Consider the following 13,240-nt stretch of genomic DNA (forward strand, 5'->3'; position numbering starts at 1 on the left):
CCGGTTGTGCGGCGTGCCGATCGATGAATGCGTCGGGCGCGGCACGGGCCTCGACAATGCGGGCCTCGCGAAAAAGCGCAATGTGCTCGCGGCGGCGCTCGCGCATCACGCCGATGCGCGCGAGCCGCTCGACGTGCTCGCCGCGTTCGGCGGCTTCGAAATCGCGATGATGGCGGGCGCATATCTCGAAGCGGCGCGCTCGCGCATGGCGATTCTCGTCGACGGCTTCATCGCCACCTCGGCGCTGCTCGTGGCCGACTCGCTCGCGCCGAACGTGCGCGACTACTGCGTGTTTGCGCACGCATCGAACGAAGCGGGGCACCGTCGCATGCTTGATCACTTCGGCGCGCGCGAACTGCTTACGCTCGACCTGCGTCTGGGCGAGGGCACGGGCGCGGCGCTGGTGGTGCCGCTGCTGCGCGCGGCGGTGGCGTTCCTCAACGACATGGCGAGCTTCGAGTCGGCCGGCGTCGACAATCGCAGTGATCGCCACGCCTGAGCGCCGCGCGATGAATCCGCTTGCGGAGCTGCGTTACTTCTTCACGGCGCTCGGCTATTTCACGCGCGTCCCGGTGCCGCGCTGGGTGGGATTCGAGCCCGCCTGGCTCAACGCGGCGGCGCGTTACTTTCCGTTCGTCGGCGCGTTGATCGGCGCGCTTGGGGCGCTCGTCTATCTCGCCGCGTTGCGCGTGTTTCCGGCGAACGTGGCCGTGCTGCTGTCGATGGCGGTCACGCTCCTCGCGACGGGCGCCTTCCACGAAGACGGTCTCGCCGACTGCCTCGACGCATTCGGCGGCGCGTACGCCCGCGAGGACGTGATGCGCATCATGCACGATTCGCGCATCGGTGCATTTGGCGCGATCGGTCTCGTGGTGGCGCTCGCGCTCAAGTGGCAGACGCTCGCGGCGCTGCCGCCGGCACGCGCCGCGATGCTGATGATCGCCGGCCACGCCGCGAGCCGCGCGTGCGCGATCAGCTATCTCGTCTCGCTCGAGTATGTGCGTGCCGAGGGCAAGGCCAAGCCCGTCGCGCAGCGCATGAGCATGCCCGCGTGGCTGTGCGCGTGCGTGTTCGGCTTGCCGTGGCTGTTCTGGCCGGTGTGGTCCGGTGCGCCCGACTGGCGCGCGGGCGTCGCGACGCTCGGCGTGCTCGCCGTGTTGCGCTATGCACTGGGGCGTTACTTCGTGCGGCGCATCGGCGGCTATACGGGCGATTGTCTCGGCTTGGCGCAACAGGTGTTCGAGATCGCCATCTACCTCGTGGGACTCGCATGGATCTCGTTCTGATCCGCCATCCCGCCGTGGCGGTGGATGCGGGCGTCTGCTACGGCGCGAGCGATGTGCCGCTCGCGGGCGACGCGACGCAGCAGGCCGCGTCGCTCGCTGAGCGGATCGCGGCGCTCGGCGTGCGCGAACCGCAGCGTATCGAAACGAGCCCGCTCACGCGCTGCGCGAGCGTGGCGGCGGCGCTCGGCCGTCTGCGCGGCCACACGCCGCAAGCCGAAGCACGCCTCGCGGAGATGGATTTCGGCGCATGGGAGATGCAGCGCTGGGACGCGATCGAGCGCGCGCAGATCGACGCATGGGCCGCGAATTTCGAGCATGCGCGCGAGCATGGCGGCGAGAGCGTCGCGCAGTTCGATGCGCGCGTGAGCAACTGGTTCGATACGCTCGACGCGCGCGAGAAGCGCACCGTTTGGGCCGTCACGCATGCGGGCGTGATCCGCACCGTCACGGCGCGCGCGCTCGGCATGCCGCTCGCGCGTTGCGTGCGCTGGCCGCTGGAGATGGGCGCCATCGTGCATTTGCGTTACGACTCGTCAAGCGCCCTATGGCTGCTCGCGCGCTGGAACGCCTGGTAAGTCGCTGAGGATAGCGAATCAATGCGCGGCGGCGTTGCGCGAGCGGGCGAGGTCGAGATCCTCGCACAACTGCGCCGCGCCCTGGGCGATGCGCGGCGCGGGGCGCGTGAGCAGATCGCCGTCGATGGCGAAGAGATTGCCGCGCGCGACGGCGGCTAGCGCCGGCCAGGCGCGCCAGCGCTCGAGGCCCGGCAGCGGGCGCTCCGGCGACGTCGCGCCTTGCGACGCGGTGACGATCGCATCGGGATTGGCCGCGAGGACGGCTTCCGTCGATACCGTCGGCACGAGCGGTTCGAGGGCCGCGAACACGTTGCGGCCGCCGCAGAGCGCGATCACGTCGCTGATCATGTGCGAGCCGTTGATGGTCATCAGCGGCTGATCCCAGACTTCGTAGAACACGCTCACGGATGCGCGCTGCGCATAGCGCGCGTGCAGCTGCGCGATGTCGCGGCGGTAAGCATTCGCGGCGGCCTGCGCAGCGTCTTCGGTGCCGAGCAGCACACCGAGGCGCGTGAGCGAGGTCGCGACATCGTCGAGCTTGTGTGGCTCGCTGAAAAAGAGGGGGATGTGCAGCGCGCGCAGACGATCGAGCTGTTGCTGAGCGTTGCCGTGACGCCAGACCACGATGAGGTCGGGCTTGAGCGCGGCGATGCGCTCGAGGTCGAGCGCGCGATTGTCGCCCACGCGCGGCACCTTTTGCGCTTCGGGCGGGTAGTCGCTATAGGCCACGGCGCCGACCACCTTCGCGCCGCCGCCTGCGGCGTAGAGCAGCTCGGTCACGTGGGGCGCGAGGCTCACTACGCGCTGCGCTGGCGCGGGGAGGGTGACGGTGTTGCCCGCGTCGTCGATGGCGGTGACGGTCGCATGCGCGGCGCACGGCAGGAGCGTCGCGGCCAGCAGCGCCAACGCAATGACGGCTGCGCGCATCAGCCGATCGCCCGCATGGCTTGTCCGAGTGCGCTTTCGAAGCGCTGCCATTCGCTTTCTGACGCGGGCAGGCCAAAGCGCAGGCTGGCCGGTGCGTCGAAGCGGCGCGTCCATACGGCGTGGCGCGCGAGTGCGTCCTGCAGCACCGGCGCGCGTGGGTCCGCGAGCCACGCGAACAGCGGCGTGGCGTGCGGCGTGAAGCCGTGAGCGCGCAACAGCGCGACGAGGCGCGCGCTTTCGGCGGCGAGCCGAATGCGCGTTTCGTTCTGCCACGCGCTGTCTTCGAACGCATGGGTGACCGCGTGGCGCGCCGGCCCGCTCACGGTCCACGCGCCCAGATGCACGCGCAACGCGGCCAGCAGGGCAGGCGCGCCGAGCGCGAATCCGCAGCGCGCGCCCGCGAGCCCGAAGAACTTGCCCGGCGAGCGCAGCACGACGAGTCCTGCGCGGCGGGTTGCGTGCGCAAGCGTTTCGGAGCGCTCATGGCCGAACGCATCGGCAAAAGCTTCGTCGACGATCAGCGTGCCGCCGCGCGCCGCGAGTTGCGCATGCCAACGCAGCAGGCGGTCGGCAGCAAGATGCGTAGCCGTCGGATTGTTCGGATTCACCACGACGGCATGCGTGACGGTATCGGGCAGCGTGTCCTGCATGACATCGAGCGGCACGATCTCATGGCCCGCGCGCGCGAACGCCGGTGCGTACTCCCCGTAAGTGAGCGCAGCGATTGCTACACGCGCGCGCGGCAACAACGCGGGCAGCGCGCGGATCGCGGCCTGGCTGCCCGCCACCGCCAGCACGTGGCGGGCGTCGGGCGCGCCGTAGTAGTGCGCGGCGCTCGCAGCGAAGCCGTCCCCGTCGTCGGGCAGGCGCCGCCATGCCGCGGATGGCACCGGCGGCACAGGGTAGCCGTGCGGATTGATGCCGGTGGAGAGGTCGATCCACTCGTCCCAGGCGATGCCGTAACGCTGCGCGGCTTCGTGCAGATTGCCGCCGTGCGCGACGAGTGCGGCTGGTTGTTCAGACATGGCTCGCCACGCTCACGAAGGCCAGCGCGAGCAGCGCGGCGAGCCACAAAATGGTGGTGCGCTCGACGAGCCGCAAGGCCGCGTCCACGTGCTGCGCGCGCGGCGGCGAGCCCGCGCCGAGCGCCGGGCGCTCCTCCAGCATGCCGTGATACACGGCCGCGCCGCCCAGCAGCACGTTCAGGCTGCCCGCGCCGGAGGCCATCACCGGACCCGCGTTCGGGCTCTCCCAGCGATGCGCCTGTTCGCGCCAACAGCGCAGCGCCACGCGCGTGTCGCCGAGCAGCGCGTAGCTCGCGGCCGTGAGGCGCGCGGGAATCCAGTTGAGCACGTCGTCGATGCGCGCGGCCGCCCAGCCGAAGCGCAGGAAGCGCGGGGTGCGATAGCCCCACATGGCATCGAGCGTGTTGGCGAGACGAAACGCGAGGGCGCCCGGGCCGCCCGCGATCGCGAACCAGAACAGCGCGCCGAAGATCGCGTCGTTGCCGTTTTCGAGCGCCGATTCGACGGCCGCGCGCGAGAGCGCGGTGGCGTCCGCCCCGGCTGTGTCGCGCGAGACGATGCGGCCGGTCAGCTCGCGCGCGGCGGCGAGGTCGCGCCGGGCGAGCGCGGCGCCGATCGGCGCGATGTGCTCCGTGAGGCTGCGGGCGCCGAGCGCGAACCACAGCAGCGCGACGTGCAGTGCCCAGGCGAGCGGCCAGGGTAGCAGGGCGCACAGCAGCGCGGCGACGATGACGGGCGGGGCAACGGCGGCGAGCCATGCGACGAGGCCGAGCGGACGGCCGCGGCGGCCCGTGTTCAGGCGCGCTTCGATCTGGTTCGCGTATTTGCCGAAGGCGACGAGCGGGTGTGCACGGCGCGGTTCGCCGAGCCAGCGGTCCACGGCGACGCCGGCCACGGCGAGCGCGGCGGTGACGGGTAGCGAGAGCATCATGAGGTCCCGCGCGGCGCTTTGAGCACGAGAGGCAGGCCCGCGGCGACAAGCGTGGCGCGGTCGGCGAGCGCCGCGATGCGCTGATTGAGGCGGCCGAGTTCGTCCACGTAAAGGCGCGTGGCCGCGCCCATCGGCACGACGCCCATGCCGATCTCGTTGCTCACCACGAGCACCGTGCCTTGTGCGCGCTCGCAGGCGGCGGCGAAGGCGTCGAGGCGCTCGCGCCAGTCGGACAGCGGCGCTTCGGAGTCGGCGGGGCAAAGCAGGTTCGCGAGCCACAGCGTGAGGCAGTCGATCAGCACGCACTGGCCGGGCCCCGCGGCTGCGTCAAGTGCGCCCGCGAGATCGAGCGGCGCCTCGGCGAGCGCCCAGTGCGCGGGCCGCCGCGCGCGATGGTGGCCGATGCGCTCGGCGAACTCGGTGTCGTCCGTCACGCGCGCGGTGGCGATATAGGTGACGGGCAGGCCGCTCGCGGCAGCGAGCCGTTCGGCGTGCGCGCTCTTGCCCGAGCGCGCGCCGCCGACGATGAAGGTGAGATCGCGCGAATTCATCGCGTGATTGTAACGGCTGCACCCAGGCTCGCTGTTGTCCCATCGGTCAATGTCGCGCCGTGGTCCTGCGCCGTGGTCCTGCATCGGGCGGCGGCGCGATGGGATAATGCGCGTTCGCCTTCGCTGCCCACCCATGCGCTTCATGACCGCCACGCTACCCGCCATGCCCCGCGTACCCACCGGCACGCTGATGATCCAGGGCACGACCTCCGATGCCGGCAAGAGCACGCTCGTCGCCGGCCTGTGCCGCCTCGCGCGCCGCGCGGGTGTACGCGTCGCGCCGTTCAAACCGCAGAACATGGCGCTCAACAGCGCCGTGACCGTGGATGGCGGCGAGATCGGCCGCGCCCAGGCGCTGCAGGCTGTCGCCGCCGGCATCGAGGCGCACACCGACCTCAATCCGGTGCTGCTCAAGCCCAATAGCGACCTCGGCTCGCAGGTCATCATCCACGGCAAGGCGCGCATGAATCTCAACGCGCGCGCGTACCAGGACTACAAGCCGCTCGCGCGCGAGGCCGTGCTGGCGTCCTACGCGCGTCTGCGCGCGCGCTACGACACGGTGTTCGTGGAGGGCGCGGGCAGCCCCGCCGAAGTCAACCTGCGCGCCAACGACATCGCCAACATGGGTTTCGCCGAGGCGGTCGATTGCCCGGTCGTGCTCGTGGCCGACATCGACCGGGGCGGCGTATTCGCGCATCTGATCGGCACGCTGGCCTGTCTTTCCCAGAGCGAGCGCGCGCGCGTCAAAGGTTTCGTCATCAACCGTTTTCGCGGCGACCGCACGCTGCTGGAACCGGGCCTCGCCTGGCTCGAGCAGCAGACGGGCAAGCCGGTGCTCGGCGTCGTGCCGTATCTGCACGGCCTCACGCTCGACGCGGAGGACATGCTGCCCGGCGCGGTCCACAGCGGCGCGCAGGCCGCCGGCGAGACGCTGCGCGTGGTGGTGCCGGCGCTGCCGCACATCAGCAACCACACCGACTTCGACGCGCTGCGCGCCCATCCGCAGGTCGATTTCACCTATGTGCGCACGGGCGAAGCGCCGCCCGCCGCCGATCTCGTGATCCTGCCGGGCTCGAAGAACGTGCGCGACGACCTCGCGTGGCTGCGCGCCCAGGGCTGGGAGACGGCGCTCGCGCGGCATCTGCGCTATGGCGGCCGCGTGATCGGTATTTGCGGCGGCATGCAGATGCTCGGGCGCGCGATTGCCGATCCGCACGGCGTGGAGGGCGAGCCGGGCGCGGTCGAGGGTTTCGGCTGGCTCGACTACGAGACCGTGCTCACGCGCGAAAAGACCTTGAAGAACGTGACGGGCGCGCTCGCACTGGAAGGCGCTAACGGGCATGCGGACGCGGGCCCGGCGCGCGTGGCGGGCTACGAAATTCATATGGGCGAGACGCGCGGGCGGGCGCTAGCGTCGCCCGCGCTGTGGCTCGCTGAGGGAGACGAGGGGGCGACGCGCCCCGATGGTGCGCGCTCGGCGGACGGCCAGATTCTCGCGACCTACGTGCACGGCCTCTTCGACACGCCGCAAGCCTGCGCGGCGCTCTTGCGCTGGGCCGGGCTCGCGCAGGCGCGCGCGGTGGACTATCCGGCGTTGCGCGAGGCGTCGCTTGAGCGGCTGGCGGACACGCTCGCGGCGAGCCTCGATCTGGAGAAGGTGTTCGGCGTAATCCGCTGACAGCGCAGCTAAAAGCGCGGCTGCCCGGCTCAGTAAAGCACCATCTGCGTACAGCGGAACAGCGCGATGGTCTTGCCGTCCGGGCCGCTCACGGTGGCGTCCCAGACCTGGGTGCTGCGCCCGAGGTGCACGCCCTTGGCCACGGCCGAGATCGTGCCTTCGCGCGCGGTGCCGAGATGATTGCTCTTGATCTCGATGGTCGTGAAGTTTTTCGCGTTGGGCGGCAGGTGCGCGAGGCAGGCGTAGCCGCAGGCCGTGTCGGCGAGACCGATCACCGTGGCGGCGTGCAGGAAGCCATTGGGGGCGAGCAGGTCGCTGCGCACGTCGAGTTCGGCGCGCAGCAGGCCTTGCTCGAGGACCAGCGGCCGAAAGCCCAGCAAATCGGGCAGGCGGCCGCGCTGCCTCTCGAGCAGGGATTCGATCGTGATGTCGTGGCGTAGCGTGCTCATGGTCGCTCAGTCTCCTTGATTTGATATGAACATTGCGGGTGCGCGCTCGTGGGGGGCTTCGGCGGCGCGCAATTTGCCGATAATATCGGACGGTTGATTCGGGGCGCCGGCTCGTCCGCAAGTCGCCTCGCAAGGTATCGAAACACGCATCACGCAAAATCACGGCAATCCGGCTGGCCTTGCGCCAGCCATCCTGACGGGAGCATTCATGACGGTAATCGTGGTGGCGAATCCCAAGGGCGGCGTGGGAAAGAGCACGCTGTCCACCAATCTGGCCGGCTATTTCGCCGCGCAAGGCGAGTGGGTGGCGCTCGCGGACCTCGACCGGCAGCAGTCCTCGCACGCATGGCTCGATCTGCGGCCCGCGACGCTGCCGGCGATCGAAAGCTGGCAGGTCGATCTGGACAACCCGGCCAAGCCGCCCAAGGGACTCGAGCACGCAGTCATCGACACGCCCGCCGGCCTGCACGGCAACCGGCTCCAGGCGATCATCGAGCTGGCGGACAAGGTGATCGTGCCGCTGCAGCCCTCGATGTTCGACATTCTTGCCACCCAGGACTTCCTCAACCGCCTCGCCAAGGAAAAGTCCGTGCGCAAGGGGGCGATCCAGGTGGGCGTGGTGGGCATGCGGGTGGATGCGCGCACGCGCTCGGCCGAGCAGCTGCAGCGCTTCGTCGAGGGCCTGGAACTGCCGGTGCTGGGCTATTTGCGTGACACGCAGAACTACGTGCAGCTCGCTGCGCACGGCCTCACGCTGTGGGACGTCGCGAAGAGCCGGGTCGAGAAGGACCTCGACCAGTGGCAGTCGATCATCGGTTGGGTCGACGGCAAATAAGCGCGCCAAAAGGCGGGCAAGCGCGGCGGCGCGGGCCCGATGAGCCGCGTCCGCCAGCCCCGCGGTTTAGCTCCAGGCCTGCGTGGGCACGTGGTCGCGGCTGCCCTTGATGCGGTTGTTCTCGTCCACGAACACGAGGTCCGGTTTCCAGCCGGCCTTGAGCTCTTCCTCTTCCACGTTCGCGAAGGCCGCGATGATCACGAGGTCGCCCAGTTGCGCGCGGCGCGCGGCCGAGCCGTTCAGCGAGATCATGCCGCTACCGCGCTCGCCCTTGATCGCGTAGGTCGTGAAGCGCTCGCCATTGTTGATGTTCCAGATGTCGATGCGCTCGTTTTCGACGATGTTCGCCGCTTCGAGCAGGTTTTCGTCGATGGCGCACGAGCCTTCGTAGTGCAGCTCGCAGTGCGTGACCGCGACGCGGTGGATCTTCGACTTGAGCATATGGCGTTGCATGGAGGGTCTCCTCAGGCGAGCGGGCGCGCGGCCCGCCGCGGGTAAGCGGAATCTGGGGGATCGGGTGAAAGCGGGACGGCGCGGCCGCCCGCGGCCCTCAGATTTCGAGGTTGTCGATCAGGCGCGTCGCGCCGAGCTTCGCGGCGGCCAGCACGACGAGCGGCGATTCGGCGTCGCCGGCCACGCCCGGTGAGGGCGGCAGCAGGTTCGCGCGCTTGCGGATCGCGATGTAGTCGGGCTTCCAGCCGCGCGCGGCGAGCGTCGCCATGGCGTCGAGTTCGAGCTGCTGGAAGTCGCGGCGGCCCGACAGCACCGACTCGCGGATCGCGCGCAGCACGCCCGCCAGTTGCGGCGCCTCGGCGCGCTCGGCTTCCGTAAGGTAGCGGTTGCGCGAGCTGAGCGCGAGGCCGTCGGTGTCGCGCACGGTTTCGGCGGCGATCACTTCGGTCGGCAGCGCGAACTGGTTGCACATCGCGCGCACGATCATGAGCTGCTGGTAGTCCTTCTTGCCGAACACGGCCACGCGCGGCTGCACGCACGACATCAGCTTCATGACGACCGTGCACACGCCTTCGAAGAAACCGGGGCGGAACTCGCCTTCCAGAATGTCGCCGAGATCGTGGGGCGGGCGCACGCGGTACTCCTGCGGCTGCGGATACATGTCGCGCTCGGTGGGCGCGAACAGCACGTAGACGTTTTCCTTCTGCAGCTTCTCGATGTCGTCCTGAAGCGTGCGCGGATACTTGTCGAAGTCCTCGTTCGGGCCGAACTGCAGCCGGTTGACGAAGATACTCGCCACGACCGGGTCGCCGTGCTGGCGTGCGAGGCGCATCAGCGAGAGATGGCCTTCGTGCAGGTTGCCCATGGTCGGCACGAACGCCGTGCGGTTTTGGCCGCGCAACTGGTCGCGCAATTCCTGAATCGAGCTGATGACTTTCATGGTCGGATGCTTTATGCCTCGCGCGGGGGCAAGACTTGGGTTGCACGGCCGCAAGCCAGAGACCCGGACGAAGGGCCGCGAGCGGACGTTGCGCGCCCGGTCCGCGCGAGTGGCGCGGTGCCCCGTATATGGGACGAGACCGGGCAGGCGCGGGCGATTGTAGTGGATTTGTGAATGCGGCGCACCCGCCTCGGGTAGGGGCTTGTCCTGACATTCCGCTGTGCGGCCCTTTGGAGGTTCCCGCGCGATGCGGTCCTATTTACTGCCTTCGCTGCGCGCGGACCCGGGCAAGGCCGGTCGGGGATCAGGCGGGCAAATACGCGAGCCGCACGTAAATCGGCGCGAACGGTTCGGGCTGGGTGATCTCGATGAGCGATTCGCGCGACAGCTCCAGCATGGCGATGAAGTTCACGACCACGACGGGCACGCCGCGCGTAGTGTCGAACAGCTCGGAAAATTCCATGAAGCGCTCGCCCTGGAGCCGGCGCAGGATGATGCTCATGTGCTCGCGCACCGAGAGCTCCTCGCGCGAGATCTTGTGATGCTGGACGAGCTTCGCGCGCTTGATGACGTCGGCCCACGCGGCGCGCAGGTCGTTGCTGTCCACGTCGGGGAAGCGCGGCGTGATGCTCTGCTCGATGTAGACCTCGGCGCGCAGGAAGTCGCGCCCGAGCTGCGGCAACTGGTCCAGGCGCTGGGCGGCGAGCTTCATCTGCTCGTATTCGAGCAGGCGGCGCACGAGTTCGGCGCGCGGGTCCTCGGCTTCCTCGCCGGTGTCGGCCTTCTTGACCGGCAGCAGCATGCGCGACTTGATCTCGATGAGCATGGCCGCCATCAACAGATATTCGGCCGCGAGTTCGAGGTTGGTCTTGCGCAGTTGCTCGACATAGCCGAGGTACTGGGTCGTGACCTCCGCCATCGGGATGTCGAGGACGTTGAAGTTCTGCTTGCGGATGAGGTATAGCAGCAGGTCCAGCGGACCTTCGAAGGTCTCGAGGAAGACTTCGAGCGCGTCCGGCGGGATGTAGAGGTCCTGCGGGAGCTTGAAGAGCGGCTCGCCGTAAAGGCGTGCGAACGCGACGCCGTCGACCGTGTCGGGCGTCGAGTCGGTTGCGGGTGTGGTCAGCGCCTCACCGGGCGTTTGCCCGGCAGCGTGGCCCGCGTGACTGGCCGCGTGCTCGCCCGCTGGCGGCGCGCCGGCCCCGTCGGCCTCGGCCATCAGAAGTTCTGGTAGTAGACGTAAGACGTCTGCTTCACGCGCGAAGCCTGCTGGCGCTCGCGCTCGTCGAGGTCGATCGGCTGCTTGTCCCACAGGAGCGCGCGGCCCTTGCGTTGCTGTTCTTCGAGCTGCGGCTTTTGCTGCTTGAGCTGGTTGATGAACTGCGTGATGTCCGATTGATACATGGCTGACGTCCGTCCAGTAAGGCGGGGCGCCTGATTGCGCCGCGCCGCTAATTCTGTCGGCGGCAATTTTACCGCAAGCCAACGCCGCGGAACATCCGCCCGGGCGGAACGCGTTGGCCATCCCCTCGGCCGCCCCGCGCGCGCCATAGGTCCGGCCGCGCCCGCCGTTGTGGCACGCTTTGCACCTCCTCCTGGGGTTTTGACGCGCCGATGTGGTGAAATAACGCGTTTGCGCCCGTTGCCGCTTCCCGTGCCGCCCTGCGCGCGAGCGGCGCAACCGGTGGCAACCAGTTCTACGACGGCCGGAGGTGGCGTTTGGCGGGATGGGTGATCGAAGCATTGAGCGCACGGCGGCGCCCCTCGCGGGCGGCGCGGCCACGGCTCGCCGCGTGCCTGATCGTGTGCCTCGCCGTGTGCTCCGCTGTGGCACCGCCCGCCCGGGCCGACATCCTGACCACCCTCCTGCCGTGGATGCGCCCGCGCACCTACTACGAAGTCGATATCCAGGCCACCCCGCGCGATCTGCGCAAGCTGCTCGAGGCGCACCTCGACATTGCGCGCTTTGCCACGCGCGCCGACGTGAACGAGGACCAGTTCGAGTTTCTTGTGACCGCGACGCCGCAACAGGTGCGCGACCTCGCCTCGACGGCGGGCTATTTCACGCCGGTCGTGCGCACCGATGTGCGCACGATCGACGGCAGGCGGCACGTGCGGGTGAGCGTCGATCCGGGGCCGCGCACCACGATTTCGTCGGTGAAACTCGTCTTTCGCGGTCCGGTCCTCACGGAAGACCCGGCGCAGGAGAACACCGCGCGCTTCGCGTTCTCGCTGCACGAAGGCGACGCCTTTACGCAGTCGGGCTGGGACGACGCCAAGAACGGCTCGCTCAAGGCGCTGCAGGCGCGCCGCTACCTTGGCGCGAAGATTACGTTTTCGGAGGCGCGGGTCGATCCGCTCAGGCACGACGCGCAACTTTCCGTAACGTTCGACAGCGGGCCGACCTTTACGCTGGGCAAGCTCGATGTTTCGGGGCCGCGGCGCTATCCGGGCTACATCATCGACAACGTGAATCCGCTTTCGCCGGGCGAAATCTACGACCTGAAGCGCGTGGCCGAACTGCAGCGCCAGGTGCAGAACACGCCGTACTACGCGAGCGTGGCGATCGACGTCGACGCGAACACGCAAAAGCCGCTCGAGACGCCCGTGCACGTGAAGGTGAGCGAGTTCCCGTACAACAACTTCCGCGGCGGCGTGGGTTATTCGACCGATACCGGCGCGCATGTACAGGGCTCCTACACCTACCTGAACACGTTCGGGGCGGCGTGGCCGTTCCAGGTGCAGGGGCGGCTCGACCAGATCCAGAAGTTCGGTCAGGTCCAGCTTTCGATGCCGCCGGGTCCGCGCGCCTGGACCAACAGCCTCGTCGCGTCTTACACCACCACCGACGTCTCGGACACCAACATCTATAGCGCGCGCGTCGGGGTGCAGCGCACGCGCACCTCGCAGAACATCGACTATGCGTACGCGCTGATGTTCTACGACGACCGACTTACGCAGAACGTGGGGCCGTCCTCGCGGGCCTATGCGCTCGTGCCGACCTGGGGCTGGACCCGCCGCAACGTCGACGACCCGCTCTTTCCGCGCTCGGGCAACATCATCCGCGTGGAGGCGGGCCTCGCGCTCAAGAACGCGGGCGCCGAGCAAAGCTTCTTTCGCGCCTACATGCGCGGCCAGCAATACCTGCCGATCGGCCACAGCGACATCATGGTGTTCCGCGCGGAACTGGGCGGCGTGTTCACGGGCGGCCCGTCGAGCGGCATCCCCGCGTCGCTGCTGTTCCGTGCGGGCGGCTCGAACTCGGTACGCGGCTACTCGTTCCAGAGCATCGGTAACGACCAGTCGGGCTCGATCCTGCCGACCAAGTATCTCGTCACCGGCTCGGCCGAGTACCAGCACTGGTTCAGCCACGACTGGGGCGGCGCGGCGTTCTTCGACGTCGGCACCGCCACCGACACCTGGGGCGAAAAGCAGTTCGATCCGGGCGCGGGTATCGGCGCGCGCTGGCGCAGCCCCGTCGGGCCGGTCAACCTCGATCTCGCCTATGGGTTTCGCACTCACAGCGTGCGGCCTTATCTGACACTCGGGATCGCCTTCTGATGATGACGTGCTCGCTGCTCCGCTTCGCA

General features: G+C 69.0%; 15 protein-coding genes. 6 read left to right on the forward strand and 9 right to left on the reverse strand.

The features are described 5' to 3' along the window. The 3 genes from ACOJB8_RS16965 to cobC all read left to right on the forward strand — a co-directional run. Positions 1–499, forward strand: a 499-nt coding sequence (locus tag ACOJB8_RS16965; RefSeq protein ID WP_475013429.1) for a nicotinate-nucleotide--dimethylbenzimidazole phosphoribosyltransferase, incomplete at its 5' end; no start/stop codon positions are given. A gap of 10 nt (positions 500–509) precedes the next feature. Continuing rightward, on the forward strand, positions 510–1,286 hold the full coding sequence (locus tag ACOJB8_RS16970; protein ID WP_342947987.1) for an adenosylcobinamide-GDP ribazoletransferase: 777 nt from the start codon (positions 510–512) through the stop codon (positions 1,284–1,286). Beyond that, positions 1,271–1,861 (forward strand): alpha-ribazole phosphatase, encoded by a 591-nt coding sequence (cobC, locus tag ACOJB8_RS16975; protein WP_342947869.1) that lies wholly within the window; start codon positions 1,271–1,273, stop codon positions 1,859–1,861. The genes ACOJB8_RS16970 and cobC overlap by 16 nt, the downstream gene beginning before the upstream one ends. An 18-nt stretch (positions 1,862–1,879) precedes the next feature. Here cobC and ACOJB8_RS16980 read toward each other — a convergent pair whose 3' ends face one another. The 4 genes from ACOJB8_RS16980 to cobU are packed head-to-tail and all read right to left on the reverse strand — an operon-like array spanning position 1,880 to position 5,295. Beyond that, complete coding sequence (locus ACOJB8_RS16980) at positions 1,880–2,788, reverse strand: cobalamin-binding protein (protein WP_342947870.1); 909 nt, start codon at positions 2,786–2,788, stop codon at positions 1,880–1,882. After that, a complete protein-coding gene (cobD, locus tag ACOJB8_RS16985) occupies positions 2,788–3,813 on the reverse strand; it encodes a threonine-phosphate decarboxylase CobD (RefSeq protein ID WP_342947871.1) in 1,026 nt (341 codons plus the stop codon). The genes ACOJB8_RS16980 and cobD overlap by 1 nt, the downstream gene beginning before the upstream one ends. Further along, positions 3,806–4,741, reverse strand: a complete 936-nt coding sequence (gene cbiB, locus ACOJB8_RS16990; RefSeq protein ID WP_342947988.1) for an adenosylcobinamide-phosphate synthase CbiB — start codon at positions 4,739–4,741, stop codon at positions 3,806–3,808. The genes cobD and cbiB overlap by 8 nt, the downstream gene beginning before the upstream one ends. Next, a complete protein-coding gene (gene cobU / locus ACOJB8_RS16995) occupies positions 4,741–5,295 on the reverse strand; it encodes a bifunctional adenosylcobinamide kinase/adenosylcobinamide-phosphate guanylyltransferase (RefSeq protein WP_342947872.1) in 555 nt (184 codons plus the stop codon). Before cobU ends, cbiB begins: the two co-directional genes overlap by 1 nt. Before the next feature lie 133 nt (positions 5,296–5,428). Here cobU and ACOJB8_RS17000 point away from each other — a divergent pair, with 133 nt between their 5' ends. Then, entirely contained in the window at positions 5,429–6,973 is a 1,545-nt protein-coding gene (locus ACOJB8_RS17000) for a cobyric acid synthase (protein WP_475013430.1), read from the forward strand. 29 nt (positions 6,974–7,002) lie between these two features. On the opposite strand, the gene ACOJB8_RS17005 is transcribed toward ACOJB8_RS17000, so the two are convergent. Next, the gene (locus tag ACOJB8_RS17005) at positions 7,003–7,422 is read right to left on the reverse strand and encodes a PaaI family thioesterase (protein ID WP_069265444.1); all 420 of its coding nucleotides are present in this window, start codon (positions 7,420–7,422) and stop codon (positions 7,003–7,005) included. Between the two features lie 208 nt (positions 7,423–7,630). On the opposite strand from ACOJB8_RS17005, the gene ACOJB8_RS17010 reads away from it, so the two are divergent. Further along, entirely contained in the window at positions 7,631–8,257 is a 627-nt protein-coding gene (locus tag ACOJB8_RS17010; RefSeq protein WP_069265443.1) for a ParA family protein, read from the forward strand. A 66-nt stretch (positions 8,258–8,323) separates the two neighbouring features. Here ACOJB8_RS17010 and panD read toward each other — a convergent pair whose 3' ends face one another. From panD to ACOJB8_RS17030, 4 genes are all read right to left on the reverse strand, one after another. Beyond that, positions 8,324–8,710: an aspartate 1-decarboxylase gene (panD, locus tag ACOJB8_RS17015; protein WP_069265442.1), complete on the reverse strand. Its 387-nt coding sequence runs from the start codon at positions 8,708–8,710 to the stop codon at positions 8,324–8,326. A 97-nt stretch (positions 8,711–8,807) separates the two neighbouring features. Next, complete coding sequence (gene panC, locus ACOJB8_RS17020; RefSeq protein ID WP_342947874.1) at positions 8,808–9,650, reverse strand: pantoate--beta-alanine ligase; 843 nt, start codon at positions 9,648–9,650, stop codon at positions 8,808–8,810. A 304-nt stretch (positions 9,651–9,954) separates the two neighbouring features. Next, the gene (locus ACOJB8_RS17025) at positions 9,955–10,869 is read right to left on the reverse strand and encodes a segregation and condensation protein A (protein WP_256094748.1); all 915 of its coding nucleotides are present in this window, start codon (positions 10,867–10,869) and stop codon (positions 9,955–9,957) included. Further along, complete coding sequence (locus ACOJB8_RS17030) at positions 10,869–11,054, reverse strand: DUF3460 family protein (protein ID WP_069265440.1); 186 nt, start codon at positions 11,052–11,054, stop codon at positions 10,869–10,871. Before ACOJB8_RS17030 ends, ACOJB8_RS17025 begins: the two co-directional genes overlap by 1 nt. Positions 11,055–11,525: 471 nt before the next feature. Between ACOJB8_RS17030 and ACOJB8_RS17035 the strand changes: the two genes are divergently transcribed. Further along, positions 11,526–13,211: an autotransporter assembly complex protein TamA gene (locus tag ACOJB8_RS17035; protein ID WP_342947989.1), complete on the forward strand. Its 1,686-nt coding sequence runs from the start codon at positions 11,526–11,528 to the stop codon at positions 13,209–13,211. Positions 13,212–13,240 lie beyond the last annotated feature (29 nt).

The sequence above is a fragment of the Paraburkholderia sp. BR10141 genome, assembly GCF_056155635.1.

Coding starts and splice junctions, on each gene's coding strand:
- ACOJB8_RS17000 (WP_475013430.1), top strand. CDS start 5,429: ATGCGCTTCATGACCGCCACGCTACCCGCCATGCCCCGCGTACCCACC.
- cobC (WP_342947869.1), top strand. CDS start 1,271: ATGGATCTCGTTCTGATCCGCCATCCCGCCGTGGCGGTGGATGCGGGC.
- cobD (WP_342947871.1), bottom strand. CDS start 3,813: ATGTCTGAACAACCAGCCGCACTCGTCGCGCACGGCGGCAATCTGCAC.
- panD (WP_069265442.1), bottom strand. CDS start 8,710: ATGCAACGCCATATGCTCAAGTCGAAGATCCACCGCGTCGCGGTCACG.
- ACOJB8_RS17010 (WP_069265443.1), top strand. CDS start 7,631: ATGACGGTAATCGTGGTGGCGAATCCCAAGGGCGGCGTGGGAAAGAGC.
- ACOJB8_RS16970 (WP_342947987.1), top strand. CDS start 510: ATGAATCCGCTTGCGGAGCTGCGTTACTTCTTCACGGCGCTCGGCTAT.
- ACOJB8_RS17025 (WP_256094748.1), bottom strand. CDS start 10,869: ATGGCCGAGGCCGACGGGGCCGGCGCGCCGCCAGCGGGCGAGCACGCG.
- ACOJB8_RS16980 (WP_342947870.1), bottom strand. CDS start 2,788: ATGCGCGCAGCCGTCATTGCGTTGGCGCTGCTGGCCGCGACGCTCCTG.
- ACOJB8_RS17035 (WP_342947989.1), top strand. CDS start 11,526: ATGCGCCCGCGCACCTACTACGAAGTCGATATCCAGGCCACCCCGCGC.
- ACOJB8_RS17030 (WP_069265440.1), bottom strand. CDS start 11,054: ATGTATCAATCGGACATCACGCAGTTCATCAACCAGCTCAAGCAGCAA.
- panC (WP_342947874.1), bottom strand. CDS start 9,650: ATGAAAGTCATCAGCTCGATTCAGGAATTGCGCGACCAGTTGCGCGGC.
- cbiB (WP_342947988.1), bottom strand. CDS start 4,741: ATGCTCTCGCTACCCGTCACCGCCGCGCTCGCCGTGGCCGGCGTCGCC.
- cobU (WP_342947872.1), bottom strand. CDS start 5,295: ATGAATTCGCGCGATCTCACCTTCATCGTCGGCGGCGCGCGCTCGGGC.
- ACOJB8_RS17005 (WP_069265444.1), bottom strand. CDS start 7,422: ATGAGCACGCTACGCCACGACATCACGATCGAATCCCTGCTCGAGAGG.